This window comes from Thermithiobacillus tepidarius DSM 3134 (genome assembly GCF_000423825.1).
Lineage (GTDB): Bacteria > Pseudomonadota > Gammaproteobacteria > Acidithiobacillales > Thermithiobacillaceae > Thermithiobacillus > Thermithiobacillus tepidarius.
The window spans coordinates 1-21303 of the sequence record NZ_AUIS01000033.1 but is presented as its reverse complement, the minus strand read 5'-3'; the positions used below and the strand labels follow the sequence as shown (position 1 = coordinate 21303).

The 21303-nt window shown below is 64.3% G+C and carries 22 protein-coding genes, 1 tRNA gene and 1 pseudogene; 4 read left to right on the top strand and 20 right to left on the bottom strand.

The genetic code is table 11. The features are described 5' to 3' along the window. A pseudogene (locus G579_RS0112545) lies at positions 1-513 on the top strand (NAD(P)/FAD-dependent oxidoreductase); the annotation flags it as partial. 86 nt (positions 514-599) lie between these two features. On the opposite strand, the gene G579_RS17515 reads toward G579_RS0112545, so the two are convergent. The 3 genes from G579_RS17515 to G579_RS0112530 all read right to left on the bottom strand — a co-directional run bounded on the left by G579_RS17515 (position 600) and on the right by G579_RS0112530 (position 1962). Then, positions 600-866, bottom strand: coding sequence for a c-type cytochrome (locus tag G579_RS17515; RefSeq protein WP_081662782.1), 267 nt, complete (start codon positions 864-866; stop codon positions 600-602). A 474-nt stretch (positions 867-1340) separates the two neighbouring features. Beyond that, on the bottom strand, positions 1341-1772 hold the full coding sequence (locus G579_RS18360; protein WP_155989859.1) for a hypothetical protein: 432 nt from the start codon (positions 1770-1772) through the stop codon (positions 1341-1343). A gap of 98 nt (positions 1773-1870) precedes the next feature. Continuing rightward, positions 1871-1962 (bottom strand) — tRNA-Ser (locus G579_RS0112530). 162 nt (positions 1963-2124) lie between these two features. On the opposite strand from G579_RS0112530, the gene G579_RS0112525 reads away from it, so the two are divergent. Further along, positions 2125-3117 carry a 2-hydroxyacid dehydrogenase gene (locus G579_RS0112525; RefSeq protein WP_051181594.1) on the top strand — a complete coding sequence of 331 codons (993 nt, stop codon included), beginning with the start codon at positions 2125-2127 and terminating at the stop codon, positions 3115-3117. A 16-nt stretch (positions 3118-3133) separates the two neighbouring features. Here G579_RS0112525 and G579_RS0112520 read toward each other — a convergent pair whose 3' ends face one another. The 5 genes from G579_RS0112520 to G579_RS17505 form a co-directional block, all read right to left on the bottom strand. Beyond that, entirely contained in the window at positions 3134-4087 is a 954-nt protein-coding gene (locus G579_RS0112520) for an MBL fold metallo-hydrolase (RefSeq protein ID WP_211218743.1), read from the bottom strand. A gap of 124 nt (positions 4088-4211) precedes the next feature. Continuing rightward, positions 4212-4919, bottom strand: coding sequence for a superoxide dismutase (locus G579_RS0112515; RefSeq protein WP_028990451.1), 708 nt, complete (start codon positions 4917-4919; stop codon positions 4212-4214). Positions 4920-5011: 92 nt separating this feature from the next. Beyond that, entirely contained in the window at positions 5012-5569 is a 558-nt protein-coding gene (locus G579_RS0112510; RefSeq protein WP_081662781.1) for a YkgJ family cysteine cluster protein, read from the bottom strand. Next, positions 5562-6023 carry a TspO/MBR family protein gene (locus tag G579_RS0112505; protein WP_211218742.1) on the bottom strand — a complete coding sequence of 154 codons (462 nt, stop codon included), beginning with the start codon at positions 6021-6023 and terminating at the stop codon, positions 5562-5564. Before G579_RS0112505 ends, G579_RS0112510 begins: the two co-directional genes overlap by 8 nt. Before the next feature lie 31 nt (positions 6024-6054). After that, a complete protein-coding gene (locus tag G579_RS17505; RefSeq protein ID WP_038019928.1) occupies positions 6055-6855 on the bottom strand; it encodes a pseudouridine synthase in 801 nt (266 codons plus the stop codon). 100 nt (positions 6856-6955) lie between these two features. Here G579_RS17505 and G579_RS0112495 point away from each other — a divergent pair, with 100 nt between their 5' ends. Further along, positions 6956-7450 (top strand): retropepsin-like aspartic protease family protein, encoded by a 495-nt coding sequence (locus tag G579_RS0112495; protein WP_028990448.1) that lies wholly within the window; start codon positions 6956-6958, stop codon positions 7448-7450. A 15-nt stretch (positions 7451-7465) separates the two neighbouring features. Here G579_RS0112495 and mdoH read toward each other — a convergent pair whose 3' ends face one another. The 12 genes from mdoH to G579_RS0112435 form a co-directional block, all read right to left on the bottom strand. After that, positions 7466-9514 (bottom strand): glucans biosynthesis glucosyltransferase MdoH, encoded by a 2049-nt coding sequence (gene mdoH, locus G579_RS17500; RefSeq protein ID WP_051181592.1) that lies wholly within the window; start codon positions 9512-9514, stop codon positions 7466-7468. Beyond that, positions 9511-9876 carry a hypothetical protein gene (locus G579_RS19235; RefSeq protein ID WP_028990447.1) on the bottom strand — a complete coding sequence of 122 codons (366 nt, stop codon included), beginning with the start codon at positions 9874-9876 and terminating at the stop codon, positions 9511-9513. The genes mdoH and G579_RS19235 overlap by 4 nt, the downstream gene beginning before the upstream one ends. After that, complete coding sequence (locus tag G579_RS17495) at positions 9873-11489, bottom strand: glucan biosynthesis protein (protein ID WP_211218741.1); 1617 nt, start codon at positions 11487-11489, stop codon at positions 9873-9875. Before G579_RS17495 ends, G579_RS19235 begins: the two co-directional genes overlap by 4 nt. Positions 11490-11938: 449 nt before the next feature. Next, positions 11939-12925, bottom strand: a complete 987-nt coding sequence (locus tag G579_RS0112475) for a cation diffusion facilitator family transporter (RefSeq protein ID WP_028990446.1) — start codon at positions 12923-12925, stop codon at positions 11939-11941. Positions 12926-13251: 326 nt separating this feature from the next. Next, the gene (locus tag G579_RS17490; protein ID WP_028990445.1) at positions 13252-13821 is read right to left on the bottom strand and encodes a DUF2269 domain-containing protein; all 570 of its coding nucleotides are present in this window, start codon (positions 13819-13821) and stop codon (positions 13252-13254) included. Positions 13822-13903: 82 nt separating this feature from the next. Next, positions 13904-14257, bottom strand: a complete 354-nt coding sequence (locus G579_RS0112465) for a nuclear transport factor 2 family protein (RefSeq protein ID WP_028990444.1) — start codon at positions 14255-14257, stop codon at positions 13904-13906. Between the two features lie 20 nt (positions 14258-14277). Next, positions 14278-14721 (bottom strand): GNAT family N-acetyltransferase, encoded by a 444-nt coding sequence (locus G579_RS0112460; protein ID WP_028990443.1) that lies wholly within the window; start codon positions 14719-14721, stop codon positions 14278-14280. A 227-nt stretch (positions 14722-14948) separates the two neighbouring features. Beyond that, on the bottom strand, positions 14949-15671 hold the full coding sequence (locus G579_RS0112455) for an MBL fold metallo-hydrolase (protein ID WP_028990442.1): 723 nt from the start codon (positions 15669-15671) through the stop codon (positions 14949-14951). 178 nt (positions 15672-15849) lie between these two features. Continuing rightward, positions 15850-16716, bottom strand: coding sequence for a transposase (locus G579_RS0112450; protein ID WP_028990441.1), 867 nt, complete (start codon positions 16714-16716; stop codon positions 15850-15852). Between the two features lie 136 nt (positions 16717-16852). Further along, the gene (locus G579_RS0112445; protein ID WP_028990440.1) at positions 16853-17206 is read right to left on the bottom strand and encodes a hypothetical protein; all 354 of its coding nucleotides are present in this window, start codon (positions 17204-17206) and stop codon (positions 16853-16855) included. A 384-nt stretch (positions 17207-17590) separates the two neighbouring features. Beyond that, entirely contained in the window at positions 17591-18058 is a 468-nt protein-coding gene (locus G579_RS0112440; protein WP_028990439.1) for a hypothetical protein, read from the bottom strand. Between the two features lie 563 nt (positions 18059-18621). Beyond that, positions 18622-20418: a DUF262 domain-containing protein gene (locus tag G579_RS0112435; RefSeq protein WP_028990438.1), complete on the bottom strand. Its 1797-nt coding sequence runs from the start codon at positions 20416-20418 to the stop codon at positions 18622-18624. 712 nt (positions 20419-21130) lie between these two features. On the opposite strand from G579_RS0112435, the gene G579_RS17485 reads away from it, so the two are divergent. Then, positions 21131-21303, top strand: a 173-nt coding sequence (locus G579_RS17485; protein ID WP_038019932.1) for a transposase, incomplete at its 3' end; no start/stop codon positions are given.

Here is a 21303-nt window from a genome sequence, read left to right as displayed (position 1 = left end):
TCCATGATGCTGCCGGCCTTCAAGGGCGTGGACGCGGTGGCGGCGGTGGCGGGCCTGTGCAATCCGCGCGGCTTCGTGCTGGTCGATGCGCACCAGCGCAGCCCGCGCTATCCCAACATCTTCGCCGCCGGCGTCGGCATCGCCATCCCGCCGGTGGAAGCCACGCCGGTGCCGACCGGCGCGCCGAAGACCGGCTACATGATCGAGTCGATGGTCACCGCCATCGTCCACAACCTGCGCGACGAGCTGGCCGGCCGCCCGGTCCAGGCGCAGGGCACCTGGAACGCCATCTGCCTGGCCGACATGGGCGACACCGGCGCCGCCTTCGTGGCGCTGCCGCAGATCCCGCCGCGCAACGTCAACTGGTTCAAGCAGGGCAAGTGGGTGCACCTGGCCAAGATCGCCTTCGAAAAATACTTCATCCGCAAAATGAAGGCCGGCACCTCCGAACCCGTCTACGAAAAATACATGCTCAAGGCTCTGGGCATCGAACGACTGAAGGACAGCGCCTGACATGCGGGCTTCGCGGGCCGTGCTCGCTCCAACAAAAAACCCCCGGTTGTCCAACCGGGGGTTTTCTGCAACAGCAAGCGCCGAGCTCAGGCCTTCGGCGGCTCGACCGGCTTCTGCTTCAGGACCCAGTCGGCCATGGCCTTGGCCTGGGCGTCGGTCAGCTGGGGATGGGGCGGCATGGGCACGCCGCCGGTAAGGGCGTTCCAATTGCCCGCGCCGCCAGCCTTGATCTTCTGCGCCAGCTTCACGTCGGCGTCCTTTTGGCCTTTGTACTTGTAGGCAACCCAAGCATAGGCGGGACCGACCATCTTCTGGTCCACGGAGTGGCAGCTGAAGCAGTCGGACTGCTTCATCAGGGCCTCAGCATCACCGCCAGCGCTGGCGGTCTGAGTGCCGCCACCGGCTGCCGCGCCAGCTGCTCCGGTAGCACCGCCCGCGGCGCCGGTGGTGTCGGCAGCCCCACCCGTCGTTCCGGTGGCGCCAGTGGTGCCTTCGGCGCCGGTCGGGGCCGCCGGTGCGGGACTCGTCTCAGGGGCGGCAGTCGCCGGCGCTTCCGCAGCAGGAGCAGCGGGCGCGGGGCTTTCGGCCGCCGGCATGCCGCCGGTCTCGGCCGGCGTTTCGGTCGCTTCCTCTTTCTTACCACAACCCACCAGCAAACCAGCAGCCATCGCGACGGCAATCCATCGCGTCACAAGCGTGGAATTAGAGCTTCTGCTCACGTTGCACCTCCTCTGATTGTGGACAAGTCGTTTCTTCAACGAAATTTTTCGTTACAGGATACAGCAGAACCTGTGATGGGCCGGATAAAGTGGAAGCCCGGAGCCGGTTTAGCCGCCACCTGCGCTGCCAGTGCCCGTTGCGCCGCCGCTCATGCCGCCGGTGCCGGTGCCGCCCGTCGTATCACCAGCCGCCCCGGTACCGCCTGCGGCACCGCCCATGGTGCCGCCGGTTGCGCTCCCCGCGGTTCCGCCGCCCGCCGCACCCGTTCCGTTCATGTCGGTGCCGGCCGCGCCGCCGCCCATGCCGGTGCCGCCGCCCATGGTGCCGGTCGTGTCAGCGGCTCCCGTGCCGCCCGCGCCAGCCGGCGCGCCGGTATCGGCAGGCGGCGTCATGGGTGCGGGGCTTTCCATGGGAGCCGTCGCGGTGCCTTCCGTCGATTCGGCAGGCTCCTCTTTCTTGCCACAGCCGACCAGCAGGCCGGCGCTGAGCGCCACGGCAAGCCACGGGGTCAAAAATCTGGAATTGAGACTTCTGCTCACGATGCACCTCCTTGGCTGGAGAAAATGCTTGCTTCGGCGAAAGCCGGTCAAAAAGCTGTGTGCAGCAGAAACGGATGCAGGATGAGAGAAATGGGATGTGGCGGAGAGGGTGGGATTCGAACCCACGTGGGGCTGTTAACCCCCATCCGATTTCGAGTCGGCGCCGTTATGACCGCTTCGGTACCTCTCCTGTCCGACATAGTCTACCTCACATCGCACACAGAAAAAACATTCTGGAGAACAGTATAGTGGGCCATAATACCCTTCAATAAGACTTATGCCCGACTTGAACGCTTATTCCAACGCATTTACGCGCGGCCCGCCGCACCGGGACGAACGCCAGGAGCCACACATGCATGCACATGACGCCGCAGCGACAGCCAGCACGCTCAAAATCGCCTTTCTCGATCTGGAAACGCTCTTTCCCGAGGATCTGGACCTCGGCCCGTTGCGCGAGCTCTCCCCGCATTGCCAATTCCACCCGCGCACCCCGCCCGAGGCATTGAACGACCATTTGCAGGCGGCTGACATCGTGATCAGCAACAAGACCGTGATCAGCGCCGAGGCCCTGCGCCAAGCGCCGCGGCTCAAGCTGATCTGCATCGCGGCGACCGGCACCAATAACGTGGATCTGGCCGCGGCGGGCGCGCTGGGCATCCCGGTGTGCAACGTCCGCAACTACGCCACGCCCAGCGTCGTGCAGCATACCTTTGCGCTCATGCTGGCCCTGCGCAACCGGCTCTTCGACTACCATGGCGATGTCATGGCCGGCGCCTGGGCCCGCGCCGGCCAGTTCTGCTTCCTGGACCATCGCTTCCAGGAATTGGCCGGCAAGACCCTCGGGATCGTGGGCTTCGGCACCCTCGGCCAAGCGGTGGCGCGGGTGGCGGAGGCATTCGGGATGGAGGTCCTGGTGGCGCAGCGGCCCGGTGCGCAGCCGCGGACGGAACGCCTGCCGCTGCGCGAGCTCCTGCCACAAGTGGACGTGCTGAGCCTGCACTGCCCCCTGACCCCGGAGACGCGCGGACTCATCGACGCCGACGCGCTGGCCCGCATGCGACCCGACGCCCTGCTCGTCAACACCGCCCGCGGCGGCATCGTGGACGAGGCGGCGCTGGCCGCCGCCCTGCGCGCCGGGCGGCTGGGCGGCGCCGGCGTGGACGTGCTGGCCGAGGAGCCGCCGGTGCATGGAAGTCCGCTGCTGGCGCCCGACGTTCCCAGACTGATCGTCACGCCCCACATTGCCTGGGCCAGCCGGGAGGCACGCCAGCGCATGGTCGACGAGCTGGCCGCGAACATTCGCGCCTTCCTGGCCGGCATGCCGCGGAATCTGGTGACTGGCTGAACGGCCGTACGGCCGTTCACATGCTCTCCCGCTCCATCTGCAGGTAGATGTTGTAGGCGTTGGCCCGGTTGGTGGCGTCGAAGGCGGGCAGGTTCCGGTAGCGGCTCCAATCAGTCGTGGCGTAGGCCTCGTCGAAGGGCACCAGGTCCTTTACCGCCTTGCCCATTTCCGTTCGCACGAAGGTGAGATATTCCTGGGTGAAGCGGATCGTCTCCAAGGCGTCCCGCGCCGCCTCGCCGTGGCCGGGCACGAAGACCTTGGGCTTCATGGCCGCGATCTTGTCCAGCGCCGCCAGCCATTGCCTGGTGTCCGCGCTGCCGACGAAGGGCACGCGCCCCTTGAAGACCACGTCCCCCGAGTAGAGCACGCCGTCCTCGCGCACGAACATGGCGAGGTCCTCGGGCGAGTGGGCCGGGCCCAGGTGCATGAGGTCGAAGTGCAGCCCGCCCATGGTGAAGCTCAGCGGCCCGTCCAGCCAGCGATCCGCCGGCAGGGTTTTGGTGTTTTCGTCCACCCAGGGGAAGAGCGCTTCGCGCCGCTGGGCCAGGCGCTGCTCAGCGACCTCGCTGTTGAGGTACTGCTGCCCGTCCCGATGCGCCCAGATCTCCGCGCCGACGGCCTTGAAGGCTTGCAGGCCGTAGATGTGGTCGGCGTGGTAGTGGCTCACGATCACGCGCTTGATGGGCTGCTTGGTGAGCTTGCGGATTTCCTGGATCAGGCGCTCGCCCAGGGGCGGCGTGCCGAGCGCGTCGAAGACCACCACGCCGTCGCGGGTGATGACGAAGCCGGCATTGGACATGTAGCCCTGGTTCTCGGCCGAGGGGCTGCCCGGCAGGCCTTGCACGTAATAACTGTGCGGGCCCACCTGGATCGGCTTGACCGGCACCGTCACCCGGGCAGCCTCCGCGGCCCAGGCCGCGCTCCAGCAAAACATGAATAACAAGGCGGCAAACGTTTTGATCGACTGCAAGGCTCCTCCCGACATGCGGCTTGCCGGCCTCCGAGTCCGTACCCGGCAAGGCGGCCCTTCTTCTAAGCTTTTAGACCATCTGCGAGCCGGGTCAAGGAAGGGGCGCAGCGCCAAGCCGATCGGCTCAGGCCAGGTTGCGCGCCGCGAACTCCCAGTTGAGCAGCCGGTCGATGACTGCTTCCACGTACTCGGGACGGCGATTTTGATAGTCCAGGTAGTAGGCGTGCTCCCACACGTCCAGCGTGAGCAGCGGCTTCATGCCGCCGGTCAGGGGCGTTTCGGCGTTGGGCGTCTTGACCACCTTGAGCTGGCCGCCATCCTGCACCAGCCAGGCCCAACCGCTGCCGAACTGGCCGACGGCGGCGTTCGCGAAGGCCTTGCGGAACTGCTCGTAGGAACCGAAGGAAGCGGCGAGCAGCTCACCCAGCCGCCCGTTCGGCCTGCCGCCGCCCTTGGGACGCATGCTGTGCCAGTAGAAGGTGTGGTTCCAGACCTGGGCGGCGTTGTTGAAGATGGCGCTCTGCTCCGGCTTGCCGGCCGTCTCCCGGATGACGGCCTCCAGCGGCGCATCGGCCAGCGCCGTGCCCTGCACCAGCTTGTTGAGGTTGTTGACGTAGCCCTGGTGATGCTTGCCGTAATGAAAGCCCAGGGTGCGTGCCGAGATCACCGGCTCCAGCGCGTTTTCGGGATAAGGCAGCCGGGGCAGGGTGAACGGCAATGCCCCCCGCGCGATGGCGGGAAAACCCAGCATCCCGGCCGAAGCCGCCAGCCCGCCGAGCGCCTGCAGAAAACGGCGCCGGGAGAAGCCGCTGCCCTTGTCATGTTCCGCCATGGCACCCTCCTGTCGATTCAGGGAATAAGGCGGCCAGCCCGCCCGTACGGATTGACGATAGCACCGAATGCGCGCGCCGCGAAGCGCGCCGGTCACCGCTTGGGGTCGGTCGCTTCGCCGAACAGCGTCCGCAACCGCACCCGCCGCATGGCGCCGCCGTCCGCCAAGTACTGCAGTTTCGCCAATGCCTCTTCGACCGGACCGATGGTCCAGCACAAGGCCGCCGGCAATGTCTCGATGGGCTCCCCCGCCTCGTTCAGGGGGCAGATGTCGCGCAGTTCCACCGCGCCGCTTTCAGTCTCGTCGAGCCAGCGCAGCGGATAGCCGTGGCTGCGGCACACGTAGGGGCGCTGGGCGTAGATGCGGCACGCCCCCGCTTCGTCCAGAAAAGCGCAGGCGCCCGCCGGGTGCGGCGTCGCCGTCGCCAGCCACGCGCCGTGATGACGGCGGATGTTTTCCGCCTCCACCGCATAGACGCTGATCTCGTCCACGCAGCAGGCGGTGCAGCCGCGCCGGCAGCGCAGGCGTTCGCCGTGCTGGCCGTCCAAGAGCGAGGCACGGCGGTCCACCTCTTGGTAGAGGCGTTCCAGCGCCGCCAGCAGCTCGTCCATGCCTGCCGTCAAGCTCTCCTCCGGACCCGTCTCAAGCATTCAGCCGCCAGATGGCGAAATTCAGTGCCCCGGCATAGCCGACCCACAGCAGATACGGCAGCAACAATGCTCCGGCCAGCGGCCGCCTGCGCCAGAAGAGCAGCAGGGTCGCCAGGATCAGCAGCCACAGCAGCACGATGTCCCAAAAGCCGAGGGCGATCTGCCGCTGGCCGAAGAAAAGCCAGGACCAGGCGGCATTGAAGACGAGCTGCAGCAGGTAAAGCGACAGCGCCATGCGCGCGCCGGCAAAGCCGTGCGCCCGCCACACCAGCCAGGCGGCCAAGGCCATGAGCAGGAAGAGCATCGTCCACACCGGCCCGAAAACCGCGCTGGGCGGGCTCCAGGGCGGCCGCTGCAGGCTCTCGTACCAGGCCGGCGAGCTGAACTGCGCGCCGAAGCCAGCGGCCGCGAAAGTCACCGCCAGCCAGCCCGCCAGACCCAACCATGGCCTCAATCCGCGCATCCGTTCGCCTCCGCCAGGTGCCTCATGCTTGGACCACGCCTGGCGCATCGGCGTTGCGGGCGAGCGGCGCGGCGTCGCCAGCGGGCAGCCAGTGCGGCGGCAACTGGGCGGCCCAGCCCAGCGCCGCGAGCAGCCCGGCGAAATCCGCCGCCAGCGGCGCGCTGAGGGTCAGCGGCGCGCCGGTGACCGGATGCGTCAGCCGCAGCTCCACGCAGGCCAGCAGCATGCGCCGGCAGGCAAAGAGCGTCTGGAAAAGCCGGTTGTGCCCGCTCTTGCCGTAGGTGGAATCGCCGATGATGGGATGACTGATGTGCTTCAGGTGCCGGCGCAGCTGATGACGGCGGCCGGTCAGCGGCTCCAGCTCGACGAGGGCGTAGCGGCTGCTGGGATAGCGATCCACCCGATGGGGCAGCTCGCAGGCGGCGAGCCGCCGGAAGCGGGTCAGCGCCGCCTGCGGGCCGCTCTCGGCCGGCGCGCCGTTGAGTTCCACGTCGTCCAGCCGCCGGGTCAACGGGTGGTCGATCTCCCCCGCCGCCGGCGGATGGCCGCGCACCACGGCGAGATAGCGCTTGTGCACCATCTGCCGCTCGAACATGCCGCTCAAGGCGCGGCCGGTGTCGGGGCTCAGCGCGAAGAGGAGCACGCCGGACGTCCCCTTGTCCAGGCGGTGCACCGCGTAGACGCGCCGGCCGAGCTGCCGGCGCAGCAATTGCAGCGCGAAGCGCCGCTCATGGGCGTCCAGCGCCGTCCGGTGCACCAGCAGCCCGGCCGGCTTGTGAATGGCGACGAAGTGGTCGTCCTGAAAGAGGATGGGCAGCGTCATGGCGGGGTGCTATAAATCCAGGCAAATACGCAAATGCGGCGGTCCCAGGGAACGCGGCGCCTGCCGCGCCGGCCGCCAGCATAATTCACCGGGAGGATTTATGAAATGGGCTGCGCTCCTGCTCCTGTCCGCGCTGCTGGCCGGCTGCGGCGACAATCTCCCGGCCCGCGTCGAAGCACCACCCACGCCGGCACAGGGCGAGGTCCGCTTCGAATGGGCCGGGCCCGGCGAGACGGTCATCCTGGTGCCCGTCTACATCAACGACCAGGGCCCGTTCCAATTCGTGCTGGATACCGGCGCCACCCTGACCTGCGTGACCGAGGAAGTGGCCAAGCAGCTTGCACTGCCGGAGATGGTCGGCCGCATCGGCGTGGGCGCCGGGGTGGGCATGGTCGGCCGCATTCGCCTGGTCAAGATCGACAGCCTGCGCCTGGGCAGCGCCCGCGCCGCCGACCTGCCGGCCTGCGCCCTGGATCTGTCGCAGGTGCAGCGGATGGGCGTGCGGGTGGACGGATTGCTGGGGCTCAATTTCCTGCGCGCCTTCCGGGTGGAGATCGATTTCAAGCGCGAAGCGCTGATCCTGAGCGCGGCGTGACGCGCAGCCGGGACCCTAAGCCACGAAGACCGGCGCGCCGGCCGCCGGCGACGGCGCGGCGGCGCTGCTCGCCTGATGCAGGCGCATCAGGCTTTGCGGATCAGCCAGCAGTTGCACCTGCTCTTCCGTGCTCAAGCCCGCCGCGCCCTCGCGCAGCACCCGCTCGCACAGGGCGGCGGCCGACCCGTCGGCAGGCCGTAGCCCGGCCGCGCCGCTTTGCAGGACAGTCAGGTGCAGGGCGGTGGCCACCGGATCCGCGAGCAGCTCCTGCAGCCCTCCCATCGGCCTGGCGGGCTGCTGGCGCAGGAGCGTGCGCAGCCGCCGCAGGGCGTCGGGCGGGCGGCTCTCTTCCGGAATCAGCCAGATCCCCAGCTCCGCCAGCCGCGTGCCCAAAGTGACGCTGCTGCTCAAGACGGCCAGGGGGGCGGCGAGCAGCAGGCCGAGCAGCACCGGCGACAGCCAAGCGAAGAAAAGCGGATCGAGGTGCCAGGCGAGCCAGCCCCAGCAAAGCGCCAGCCCCGTCTCCAGACGGTAGTGGCCCCAAGCCTCGCGCCAGTCGAGATCCCGATCGGCGCGGCACTGGGCCCCCCAGGCCGTGTCGCGCCCCAGGAGCGTGCCCAGCACGAAGCGGCTGTGGGCCATCATCAAAAGCGGCGCCATCAAGGTGCCGAGGACGATCTCCAGCACCACGCCGACAGCGAGCCGGCCCTGTCCGCCGAAGCGGCGCAGGGCGGCCGGATCCTGGGCGATCAGCATCGGGCCGAACAGCTTGGGCAGCAGGAGCAGCAGCAGGGTGCAGACAAAGACGGCGGCGGCCAGCATGCCGCCCGGGTGCTGGACGGCGCTCTCCGCTTCGGCACTGCCGATGGCCGCCCACCCGGCGATCAGGGTGCCGAACAGGAGCAGGAGGGCCCACAGCGGCGCGGTCAGATAGGCGAGAATGCCGTTGGCGAAGTGCGCCCGGCTCATGGGATGCAGGCCGGCGGCCAGGAGCAGCTTGGCATGCTGCAGATTGCCGCGGCACCAGCGCCGGTCGCGCGCCAGGTAGTCGATCAGGGTCGGCGGCGATTCTTCGTAGCTGCCCGGCAGATCGTAGGCCAGCCAGACCTCCCAGCCGGTGCGGCGCAGCAGGGCGGCCTCCACGAAGTCGTGGCTCATGATGTGGCCGCCCAGGGGCGCCTTGCCGGGCAGCTCCGGCAGGCCGCAATGGGCCATGAACGGGGCGGTGCGCAGGATGGCGTTGTGGCCCCAGTAGTTGCCGTCGCCCAGTTGCCAGTAGTGCAGGCCGGCGGCGAACACCGGGCCGTGCACGCGGTTGGTGAACTGCTGCGCGCGCGCAAAGAGGGTGCTGCGGTTGACGGTGAACGGCAGGGTCTGGATGAGGCCGACCTGCGGGTTGCGCTCCATCATCTGCACCAGGGCGAGCATGGCGTCGCCGGTCATGAGGCTGTCGGCATCCAGGATGATGAAATAAGGATATGCCGCGCCCCAGCGGCGGCAGAAATCAGCGATGTTGCCCGCCTTGCCCTCGCTGTTGACCGCGCGCCGGCGGTAGTAGATGCGCCCGAAGGCATCGAGCTTGCGGCACAGGCTGCCCCAGGCCTGCTCCTCGGCCAGCCACACGGCAGGGTCGCGCGAATCGCTCAAAACGAAGAAGTCGAACTGCTCGAGCTGCCCGCTTTCGTCGAGCAGTCGGTACATCGTCTCCAGTCCGGCGAAGACGCGCCCCGGCTCCTCGTGATAGATGGGCATGAGAATGGCCGTGCGCGCGGACGGCGCCGCGGGGCCGGGGCGGCGCAGGCTGCGGGTGATGGCGTAGGGCTCGCGGCGCAGGTGCAGCATGAGGCCGGCGGCGGCGATGCAAAAGCCCATGGATATCCAGGCAAACAACAGGGCAAAGAGGCCGAGATAGGCGCCGCCCAGCAGCGGATGCATGTCCGGCGGCAGCGCCTCGGCCACGAGCTGGGTCGCGTAAATGTCGGGCAGCAGGATCAGGGCGGCCAGGGCCATGCGCCGCCGGATGGCGGCACCGCGCCAAGCCGGCGCCGCCGTGCAGGCCCTCACGCCCGCACCTCCTCCCGCAACACGGCCTGGCGTCCCCGGCGCCACAGGCGCAGGGCCCAGTGACGCCAGGGCGCCAGCTCCAAAGCCTGCGGCGGCATCTCCGACGGCACGGCGGCCGGGACGACGGGCAGCGGCGCACCTTGCAGGCGGGTGACCCCGGCCTCGCCCAGCCATGCGTCCAGGTGCTCCCGCAAATGCGCCTCGGGCGCCACGCCGCCGGACGGCAGTCCGGCAAGCTGCCGCACGGCGGGCTCGCCCGACCGGCTGGCGGGCGCTGCAGGCGCGTGGGCCACCCCACTCCCCTCCCCGCCCGGCAAAGATGATTCGAACAGAAACTGCGCGTTGTCTTGGCTGTGGGTCATGATTCCAGATAACTCCAGGTCTCGGTCAAGGTACGCGCGCCCTGCTTCAGGAAGGCGCGCAGCTCCAACGGCCCGGCGGCGGGCGGCTGCACCTGGAAGCTCAGGCGCCAGCCGCCCGTCGCCGGATTTCTTTCCACCTGCTGCTTGAGCAGCTTGCCGCCCGCGCCCACGGTGACCACCCCTTGCGGCGCCGTGGCCAGCTTATCGAGCTCGCCGCCGGCGAAGTCGACGATGTAGCGCCGCCCGCCCGCGTGGTCCCCCGGACTGCGGCGGGTCGCCAGCACGTAGCCGCCCGCGGGCTGCTCGGCCGGCCGGTAGCCCCAGTCGGTCCGGTAAGCCAGCTCCATTTGCCCGCCCGCCTGCGGCAGGCGCTTGGGCATCCAGAAGGCGACGATGTTGTCGTTGGTCTCGTCGGGAGTCGGGATCTCCACCAGGCGCAGCTCGCCGGCGCCCCACTCGCCCTGCGGCGTCACCCAGGCGCTCGGGCGCTGGTGGTAGTGCGCCTCCAGATCCTGGTAGTGGTCGAAATCGCGGTCCCGCTGCACCAGTCCAAAGCCGCGCAGCCGCTCGAACTGGAAGGCGCTCACGCGCAGGGCCTGCGGATTGCTCAGCGGCCGCCAGATGCGCTCGCCCGTGCCGCCGACGATGGCCAGGCCGTCGGAGTCGTGCACCTCGGGCCGAAAATCGTTGAAGTGCCGCCAACTGTTCTCCCCGTGCCAGAACATGCTGGTCAGCGGCGCGATGCCGAGCACCTGCGGGGTGCGGCGGAAGAAGAGCCGGGCGCGCACCGCCATCTGCGTACTCGTGCCGGGCGTGATGTCGAAGCGGTAGGCGCCGCTCAGACTCGGCCCGTCGAGCAGGGCGTAAAGCGTGATCAGGCGCGCGCCGGGCTGGGGCTTGACCAGCCAGAACTCGCGGAATGCCGGAAACTCCTCGCCGCCCAGCGCGGCGGTGTCGATGGCGATGCCGCGCGCCGACAGCCCGTAGTGCTCGCCCCGCCCGAGCGAGCGGAAGTAGCTCGCGCCGAGGAAGACCGCCAGCTCGTCGTAATAATCCGGCCGATTCAGCGGCGCGTGGATGCGCAAGCCCGCATAGCCGAGATCACCGGGCAACGGGTCCAGGCGGTTCTTGCCGAAGTCGAAGCGCCCGGCGGCATAGGGCAGTTCGCGCGTGCCGTCCGCCTCGATCACGTGGATCTGCACGCTGTGGGTGAAAAAGAGCCCCGGGTGGAAAAACTGCACCTGGAAGGGCAGCCCTTCGGCCTTCCACAGCGCCTGGCTCGGACGGTAGCGGATGTCCCGATACTGATCGTAGCTGAGCGTGCGCAGGGCGGCCGGAATCTGCGCCGGCGCGCGGTAAGGCGCCTGCGCCAGGGCCCGGGCTTGCGCGGCCACGCGCTCGAACACGGCATCCGGCGCGGCCCGTACCTGGCCCGGATTCAGCATGAGAAACGTCAGGAGCAGCCACGCCCCGGCGTGGGAGAATGGGTTGCGGAAGCGATCGCGTGGCTGCCCGCTCCCGGCGGGCACGCCGAACGACAGGCGGGCGAGCTGGGATCCAGCCACGAGCGCCAGCATGGCCGGCCATACGACCACAAAAAAACTACGCTGCATGCAAACTCCTGCGAAGCCAACGAGATCATGCCAAGCCGGGCCGAATGGGTTGAGGGGTATGCAAGGTTCTCGCGGCAGCCAAGGCCCGCCGCGCCCCAGGTCTTGTATGATGCGGTTTCGATTAGAGCAACAGGTGTATTGCTGACGCAAAATACCTGATTGGGCGCGGGCATGCCTGGGACTTTCGTAGGGTTGCGCCAGAAACGCTTTCTTTATAGCCCTCCCCGACTGTCGTTTTGATGGAGTGCTTGCGGCGCGCGCCGCGATAAGGCCCTTGTGCCAGGCACCGCCCGTCTTGCAGGCCAGACGCGGAGCGGGCGCTTGGCTCGTGGGAGCGAGCTGGCTCGCGAGCAAGGCGGCCGCCCTGTCCCGCAACGCCGCACTGAGCCACAGGCGCATTAGCAATGGTCAACCGGCCTTGGCTCTCACGCGCAGGCAACAGCCGCCTGTCACTCCGGCTCTCCTCCCGCATCACCGAGCCCCGCCGCCGACGGGCCGAAGCGGCGGCGCACGGATTCGCGGAAGATGCTTTGCGCCTGCGGCTTCACGAAGAGCGCCACCACGTTCGGGTGCGCGGCCCGCACCTTCTGCTCGATGGCGAGCACGGCCGCCTCGACCTCGTGGGCACGCAGGCTGTCCGCAAAGTCGATGCTCAGCGCCGCGACGATCTGATCCGGCGCGAGCTGCACCGTCAGCACGCCGTTGGCGCTCTCGATGCCCCGCTCTTCCGCGGCGATGCGCAGAATGGCATCGCCAAGCCGGCTGTCCGCGCGCTCGCCGATCAAAAGGCTCTTGCTTTCCCGGGCCAGCAGGACGGCAACCGTGCCCAGCACCAGGCCGATCAGGATCGAGGCGACCCCGTCGAGCACCGGCCGGCCGAGGCTCGACGCGGCGAAGGTGCCGAAGGCGGCGATGAGGATGCCGAGCAGCGCCGCGCTGTCCTCGAAGAGCACCATGAAGGCGGGCGGGTCCTTGCTGCGCCGGAACGCCTCGTAGTAGCCCAGCGCGCCCTTGGCGGCGCGGAACTGGCGCAGCGACACCAGCCAGGACGCCCCCTCGAACAGAAAGGCCAGCCCGAGGACGACGTAGTTGACCACGGGATCGCTGATCGGCTCCGGCCGCCGGATGTGGCCGATGCCCTCGTAGATCGATACCCCGGCGCCGAGCGCGAAAATCAGCAGCGCCACGATGAAGCTCCAGAAATAGAGCTCGCGGCCGTAGCCGAGCGGATGAGCCGGGTCGGGCCGGCGGGCGGAGCGGCGCATGCCGTAGAGCAGCAGGATCTCGTTGCCGGTATCGACGAAGGAATGGATGGCCTCGCTCAGCATGGCCGAGCTGCCGGTCCACGCCGCCGCCCCCGCCTTGGTCACCGCCACCAGCAGGTTGCCGATCAGCGCGGCGTACACCACCACCTTGGAAGAGGATTCCGCGGCCATGGCTCAGGTCTGCCGCGGGCGTGCGACTGCCGCCATCGGGAGCGCGAACGGCATCGCCGGCCGGCGGCATTGCACGCGCATCGGGTCAGGCCACGCCATCGATTCCCCCTCTCCCGCCAGCGTCGCCCTGGCGCGCGCCGGTTCGCGCCAGCCTGAAGCGGGCCAAGCCAGCACATACTCTCGGATGTCCGACATTGTGGAGCGAAGCGGCAGGCCAAGTGAAGCCACGGCCGTCCGCCGAACGTTCGGGTTCAGGCGCCGGCGCCACCGGCCGCATGGCTCGGCTGTTTGGGCGCAATCGAAGCTTCAGCCGCGTCCCGTAGCGCCTAGCCCCACGGATACAGCCTGGGAATGCAGATGGTAAGCAGCGCTGCAACGAGGATGGCGACCATCGCTCCGACCCCAAAGAAAAGCCAGGTATCCGGCCTGATGACACCCAGGGCGACAATCAAAAACAGCATGGGGAGATCAAGGAAATGCGTAAAGGTGGGCGTGCGCTCGGCCCGCGCCCGCATCAGCTCGGGGGTGAAAGCGCCCGCCGCCAAGGCCGCTTTCGTCAAGCGCCGCAAGCGCATGAAGTACAGCCGCGTCACCGTATTGCCTTCGATGAACTCGAAGGCGAACAGAAACACCATCCCGGCGAGCCAGGGAATTTTAATGAAATCCCAGCCGCCGAAGTTCCGGGCGATCAGCCACGTTCCCGAAATCAGCAGCAGCACGGCGCCTGGCACCACCACCCCATCGTAGAAGACCGCAATATACCGCACCGCTTCCGAAAACTGCGGCAAGTCGTGCAGTTGGCGCGACCGCAGGTCGGTCAGCCAGACCCCGATCAACCCTCCCCCGATCAGGATGGCGCCAAGGACGTGGGCGAACTTAAGGAGCGCGTATGCCATGTTTTTGCTGATGCCTCCCGCTCGGGACATCCGCGCCGCCCCCTGCGGCTACGGCGCCCTGTCCGGGCTGGCCGCAGGAAAGCTATGCGTAATGCGCGTACGCCCTGATCACCATGCCCCTGGAGTCGAAGAAAAACACCTCGGCAGCCATCCCTCGCGCCCCGCGGTAATAAAGCGTGACGCTTTCCACCCCGAGCAGAATGTCCACCAGCTCGAAACGAAGATCAGGCATTCTTTCCAGCGCCGCGGACCAGTATGCGGCTACCGCGGCCTTGCCCCTGAGCTTTCCCGACGGCTCTCCAGCAATCCGGGCGATATACGGCGAGAACATCTCGAAGTCGTCGGCGTAATGCGACAGGATCATTTCGAGGTCATGGCCGTTCCACGCTGCGATCCAGTGCCTTGCGAATTTTTCTGCGAACTCGCGACTGATCACGATTCCCCCATCCCTGCGCCTCATGAGCTGGCATGCTCCGCATCCGCCATCTTCTCGGCAAAGTGAAGCCCCGTCGCTGACAGGCCCTCCCGCGCATAATAGCGGTGCGCATCCTTCCGCTGCATGCCCGAATCCAGGTGCATCTGCGCGCAGCCGGCTTTCGCCGCGTACTCCCGGAGCCACGAAAGCAGGTTCGCGCCATGGCCCCGCGAGCGATGGGCAGGCAGCGTGACCAGATCGTCCACGTACAAAAAGCGCCCCCAAGCCAGATTTTCGCACAGCCGAAACCCCGCCACCGCCACCACGCCATCCGGCTGCTGCACGAAAACCAGCCGGTAGCCTGCCTGCTCCTGGCGTCGCACCCTGACCAGAAAATCATCCGCCGCCAGGTGCGGCCGAAGCTCCCGCATGACGGGATAGCAGGCGGCAATCTCCGAATCGGCGGCAGCGAGGCGAATATCCATGATTGCTCCGTGACGGCGCCCGGGTCGGCACTTGGCGGATTGGCTGGATCTCCCACCAGCCGAGAGGACACATGATGCCACAACCACGCCGGCAACTCCCAAGCCTGCCGGCATGACCAGCATACGCCAGCGGCAACGCAGCCAATGCCCGCATCGCGGCGCGCTTGAAGAACTGCCAGAGCGCCGCACCCGGCGCAAACGGAGTTGAAGCCCAGGCTGGACGTGGTTCAGGCAGACAGCGCGTCCGCCAGGGCGTGCAAAAGCTTTGCGCCGTCCCCGCGCCATGCGCTGCCGTGCATGCACGCGAGCGTGGTCGGCTCGAGACCGGCCAATCTTTCCAGCATGGCGCGGGCGTTCCTCGTGTGTGAAAAATAATCCATCTGCCGGCGGAATGCCTCGCTGGGCCCGAGAATGTCCGACTCGGTTACGGGCGGATTGTCAGCGCCGCCCTGCGTGAACAGGTCGCCGCACAGGAGCGTCCGGGTGCTCTCCTCCATCAGAAAGCCGCATTCCCAGGCGTGCGGAAGGTGGGGCGTGTCATACCAACGGACAGTGTGCTTGCCGAGAGACAACGATTCGCCGTCAGCGAGCGCGCGCGGCGGCCGGTCGGCAAGGTCGCTGATGGACACCAGCGCCGCGACGGTGCCGCACAGAGGCGCGGACTGCGGCGCCGCGGCAAGCCATTCGTTGAGCGACCCGCACTCGTCGGCCTCCACGTGCGAGAACGCGATGTGGCGAAGACGCTGGGGCGGCAGGACGCTTGCGACCGCCTCGTGCACGAGCGGGAACATCTTCCGCAGCCCCGCGTGAAAGAGCAGCGGCTCATCGTCGGCGATGAGATACTGGTTGAACGAAAAACCGCCGCCCGGCAGGGCTACCGGCGTGCTGATGCGGTAGATCCCGTCGGCAACCTCGTGCACAGTCGTCCCGGACTGCTTGTTGGTGATCATCGCTTCACCCTCCTGCTGTCCAATGGATGCGGCATGGCGGCCCGCGCAGCGATGCCCGATCTTCTATTATAGTCTACGCGCGGAGCGGGCGTATCCGCGGCGCTTTATCCTGGTGCATGGCAGGTGGCATCCCTGCAACCGGGGGCGCCCGCGGGAGTCACGGGGGGAGGCAGCAGGATCAGGTCCAAGCTTCCTGCAGCGTCGCCAGCCGGGTCTCGTGTTTCCGCACGGCGCGGCTCACGGTCATGCAATGCACCTCGAAATGCTGCCCGATGGCGGCCATGCTATAAGCACCCGACAAGTAGGCGCGGGCCATGGCCTCATCCCGATCCGGGTAGCGGGCGCGGTACTCCTCAAGGGGCCAAGCGATCGCACGTCGCTGCGCCATTGAGACCTCACGCAGCACCTCGTCGCCTCGGGATTGCGCATGGCTGCGCACGAAGGCGTCATCGCCGAGCAGCAGTTGATGCCGGACGGCTTGCCATGGGCTCGGCGCCCCCATCCCCAGCATGACAAACTCCCGATAAGCCCGGCGCGCCTGGCTTCGCTCCGTGGCGAACTGGCCAAGCAGCCAGTCGGCATCCAGCCAACGGGCAGCCGGCTCTTGTCCCATGACCATGGGATAGCTGCTCCAGCGCCAATCGGCGATGGCGCTCACCATCCTGGCACGCACCGGGTTCAATACCACATAGCGAGCCAGCTCCAGCAAGTAGGCCTCCTTTTGCACCAGGATCGCCTTGTAGTGCCCTTGAAAAGGATGCCCAGCCAAGCCGTGGCGACGATTGACACGCTGCGTATACCAGCCATTCAACTGACGCATCCCTTTCGACAGGTTGCCATCCACCGTTTCCACCAGCAGATGGTAATGGTTGGTCATTTGGCAAAAAGCATGCACCACCCAGTTGAAGCGCTCACAAACCGTGCCCAGCACATCCAGCCAATCACGGCGGTCCGCTTCACACAGGAAAATGTCCTCGCGCCGATCACCGCGGGAGGTGACGTGGTAAAGCGCACCGGCAAACTCGAGTCGCAGGGGTCGGGCCATGCTGGGAGTATAGCAGCAGGGTGTAGGGATGTGAGAACTGAACCCGCGTCCTCGGACTACCTTCGAAATGCCGATTGTGTTGCAACATCAAGCGGAATCATCCACTCGAAAACGCATCGCGGCATAGCATGACGAGTTACTTCAACCATTTGTACTTCGAAAGAATAAGAAGCACCATGACCATCGGTAACAGCAAATTTGCCGGGGCAAAATAACCCAAGAAGTAAAACACAAGCAGCTGTAAAGCCAATGTCACTGCAATGTAGCCCCACGCTCCCCATTTGCGATGTAACCATAGGCCATACGCAACAATTACGTAAAGAATTAAGGAGAGCGCGCTAGATACCAAATAGAGCCGTCCAAGCGATGCGGCCGCCGGAGCCACCAAAAACAATACTGACGCCAACTGGGCAATCAAGATGTATGCAGCGATACAGCGAAGGAGTATCGAATAATTGCGCGGTGAATTGCCCACGTCTTGGCAGTCCATGATGCCTCCTTGTAACCCTAAGATCAGCGGGGTCAGGTCTCACCTTCCTGCACCGCGGCCAGCCGGGTCGCAGCTTTGTGCGAAGGCCGGCCATTAGGTGTAGCAGAAGGATGTAAGAATGTTAGATCTGACCCCATTTCGCGTGCGCTCCTCGGTCGCTTCGGCCCGATGGGTAACTATTTGTTGATAATTTGGTTCGGTTCCAAAAATAGGCTGATTTTCTGCTGGGGCTGTTGTTAGATCTTCATTAAAAGTCAGGTTCAGCATGTACAGTCTCGTGATTGCTAATGTTTGAGGTAACCGGCCGCCGGAGCCGAGCAGCGGCGGAGGGAACCTGCAAGCGCAGCTTGCAGGCGGTCCGTGTTGGCCGAGAGGTTAGGTCTCTTAGCGCACAAAGTAGTGAAGGTAGGCTTCGGTCAAGGTGTCTTGCTTGACACCGCCGGGGTGCTCGACGCTGATCTTAAGAGCGAACCCAACAGAATCACAGTTCGTACAACTGTTGTTCTCAGAAACTGAGACCATCTTGAATTGGGAGGTGTTCTTGCCTGGAGCGATTTGTTGAGCAAGATTCAATACGGAGCCGAGGGGGATAGTTGCTTTTAGCGAGATTGGGTGGACCTGCGACATAGGGACAGCAATCTGTTTCGATTCCTTCCCGGCGCCCGCTGGCAGGAGTATGGCTACCGACGTGACGGTAGCGGGGGTATCAGAACGCTTGTTTGTCAGGACTAGCTTGGCTTCTTGTCCCTCCGAGTGAAGGGAATAGTCCAAGTTACCTCCAAGCCCCTTGGCAATAGCGAAATTTGTCGAGAGGACAAACAGCGAAACTGCAGCGACAGATAGCAAACGCATAAACGCTCCTTGGTGAGTAGAGACCTAATGTTTGAGTTGAGGGGCTGAACGCCGCAGGCGGCCAGTCCCAGTGAGAATCAGTGGGGTCAAGTCTAACATTCCTACACCGTTGCCAGCCGGGTCGCAACTTCTGGCGGAGGTTGGGCCAGTAGGTGTAACAGGGGGATGTAAGAATGTTAGACTTGACCCCATTTCGCATTCGTGGTTCAACGGCGGCATCAAGAACCATCCGCTGCTGGCGGCAGAAGCCATTCTGCTGCGGGAATGGAATCAGTGCCTCTCGCTCATCTGGTTCAACGAAAGTATGAAACCGGCACATGAGCGAGGGCATGGGGACGATGACGACGAGCCGCTTCTCAAAGAACTTGATGGAATGCTCTCGTGGCCATCCAAGAGCCGCCGCAGGTAGGGGCCAGATGGCAAAGTTTCAGATCGTTAACGATCAGTGGGATCGGGTCACATTTCTGCACCGCTGCCAGCCGCACCTCACATTCTTACAAAGATCAGGCTAAGCAGGAAGTATAGCAAAAGAGTGTAGGAATGTGAGACCTGACCTCGCTTCCTTATAGCCCTGCCTGATAACGCCGAAAAAGGTCGCCATAGTTCTCCGGCGGCACCTGCTTCAATTCATTGCCGTGGCGAACCAGATAGAGTCCACCGAAGTGCGATGGATCCTCTTGTGCGTGGGACTCGAAGATAAAAACAGACTTGTCGTAATACCTGACTAGCTTGATGTTACGCGCGACGTAATCGCGCAGGGGTTCCGAGATCGCGGATGCCTTGATTCTTTCCGTCACTAGCTGAAACAGGCGATCGAGAGTCTTGCCGAGCGTCTTTGCTTCATGCTCAACCCCCGTCACAAAGAAATTCTCATAAATCCGCGGCGCCACTCCATAGAGCTCATGAACTCTCTTGGAGTCACACTCTCTATCAGCAATACCAACAAGAACATACCCCTTTGTTCCCTTCTTTATATTAGCAATACCCACAAGCGTTTTCAGGATCTTGTCAAGTGAGTTCTCGTCGAGACATCTCGGCCCGTCGAGCCGCAAGAAGCCCTGCTTGAAGTCATAGGCCGCTTGCTCGGTGTAGGACTGAGCGAGAATGTTCTCAAGCTGAGTTATCCAACGCACATGGGCAGGGTCGTACTTATTGGCGGGCTTGAACGCGGGCTCGTATCTCCCTGCGGTGCTGTTGACGCTGTTGATTCGGTCTTGAGAGCCCCACCGTCCGCCCTCGGGGACCGGAATATCTCCACCGCTTCCGCGCAATAGGCGAATTAAGGCATCGTAGTCCGCTACCTCTTTGACATCCTTCACCAGCAACTTATGAAGCGCGAGGAAAACCACCTGAAAATAGCGGGGTGCCCGCGCCGGCTGTGTTCCGAAGAGTAACTGGCCGAACGTGCTATCGGCTCGATTAAGAACCACCTTTAACTCATCAATCACTCGTTGAAAGTCAGCCGAAGCGGCGTCAACCGTGTACTTTTGAACGGCCAACTCAATTTCCTCAAGCCTCTGCCTTGAGGCATCACCGTCACCGAAGCCGAAATAGTCGTCAAGAAATTCGCTACGCGAAGAAGGTGGCGGATCTAGCAACATGAACGAAAGAAGATCCGCCACAATCTCTTCGTCGCGTGATTCACGAACCTGCTCCTTGGTTAAAACTCCCTGTTTTACCCAAAATACTTCATCAACATCAATTCCATAAGGCAGGTCTCGATTCGTGATGCTGATTTTTTTCATATCATTGAGCAGAACCTCGTCCGTGGCAGATGAATCGCCTCTGATCTTGCTTGCTATTTGCCTGACTGCCTGTGCGAAGTGCCCAGTTGATCCTGCGATTCGGAGCTCCTGCCTAGAAAGCTTTCTGCCCCCGGAGTTAATTCGGCGGAACACTTCATCCACGTCGCCTTTATCTGAGAATTCGTAAATAGAAAGAGGAACGGTATAGGAGGCGATCCTTACGCACATGGCTCTTGGCAAAACAGGCTCCTTTTGAACAAGAACGCCTGAATCAAGAAGAGACTTCGTATCAGCCATAGTATTTAGGTCGAAGTAGCAGTCGCCGACGGAGTACTCGTTTTCAATGAAGCCCAGGATTGCATTCATTCTTTGCATGCCGTCGATTATGTCAAACAAATTCCTGTCTCCCTTTCTGCTCTCCGCAAGAAGAATGATGGGGACAGGATAGCCGCTTGCTATCGAATCAATAAATTTTCTCTTTTCATCAAGAGTCCACACCAGTTTTCGTTGATACCGCCTATTGACGATGTACCGCATGCCTCGGTAATTTCCATATATCCGCTCGACGGACTCACCTTTTACAGTGAGATCTTGTTGATGTTCATTTGATTGCACCGGGCTGCTCCTTCGCGAATTATAGAAGCGTTGAATGATAAACTGGTGGAATATCTAGCTCTAGAGATATGAGTAGCACCGCTACTGGGCGCATTCGGCCTAACGTTCGCCATAAACGCCAGTGAAAAGGGTCAGTGGGGTCAGATCTCACATTCCTACACCGCTCTACACTGCTGCCGCCGGATCTCCACCTTTTGCGGAGGTCGGACGGTCAGATGTGGCAGAAGGATGTAGGAATGTGAGACCTGACCCCTTTTCTCCTTTTGCTTTTCTCTCTTTTGCAGGCCATCAGCTGTATTTTTTCTTGACCCCTTCTCGCAACCAAATATGTCCGGATTCTTTGCGTTTGACACACCGGATTTTTCCAGGTCATCAATGATCGAGCCATAGGCATGTGAATCTAGAGGGGGCCACCCATTCAGCTGAAACATTACGCCACTCTTCTCGATGGCGTCCACTTCCAAGATGGTGTGGTCTTTGTCTCGGCCCTGCCACATTGCGTATAGGACGGTGGCGTGCTCTCTTGAAAACGGGATAGAAGAGTGAGCCCATATCTTGTTCCAAATGCTTAGGGTCTGTTCTCAATCAAGCGAAAAGCGTTATGCCATATGCAACCGAGGTCAAATAAATCGTTCACGGTCAATGACATGGCGCGGGGCTGTTCACAGCGGATGAATTATGGTCATATCCTGACTTTTGCACAGGAGTCAGGATGGACCGGACGATGTTACGAGATGACCAGTGGGCACGCATTGAACAACTCTTGCCCGGCAAGAAGAGTGATCCCGGCTGCACGGCCAAGGACAACCGGCGCTTCGTCGAAGCCGTTCTCTGGATCATGCGCACCGGTAGCCCGTGGCGCGATCTGCCCGGAGAGCTGGGCCA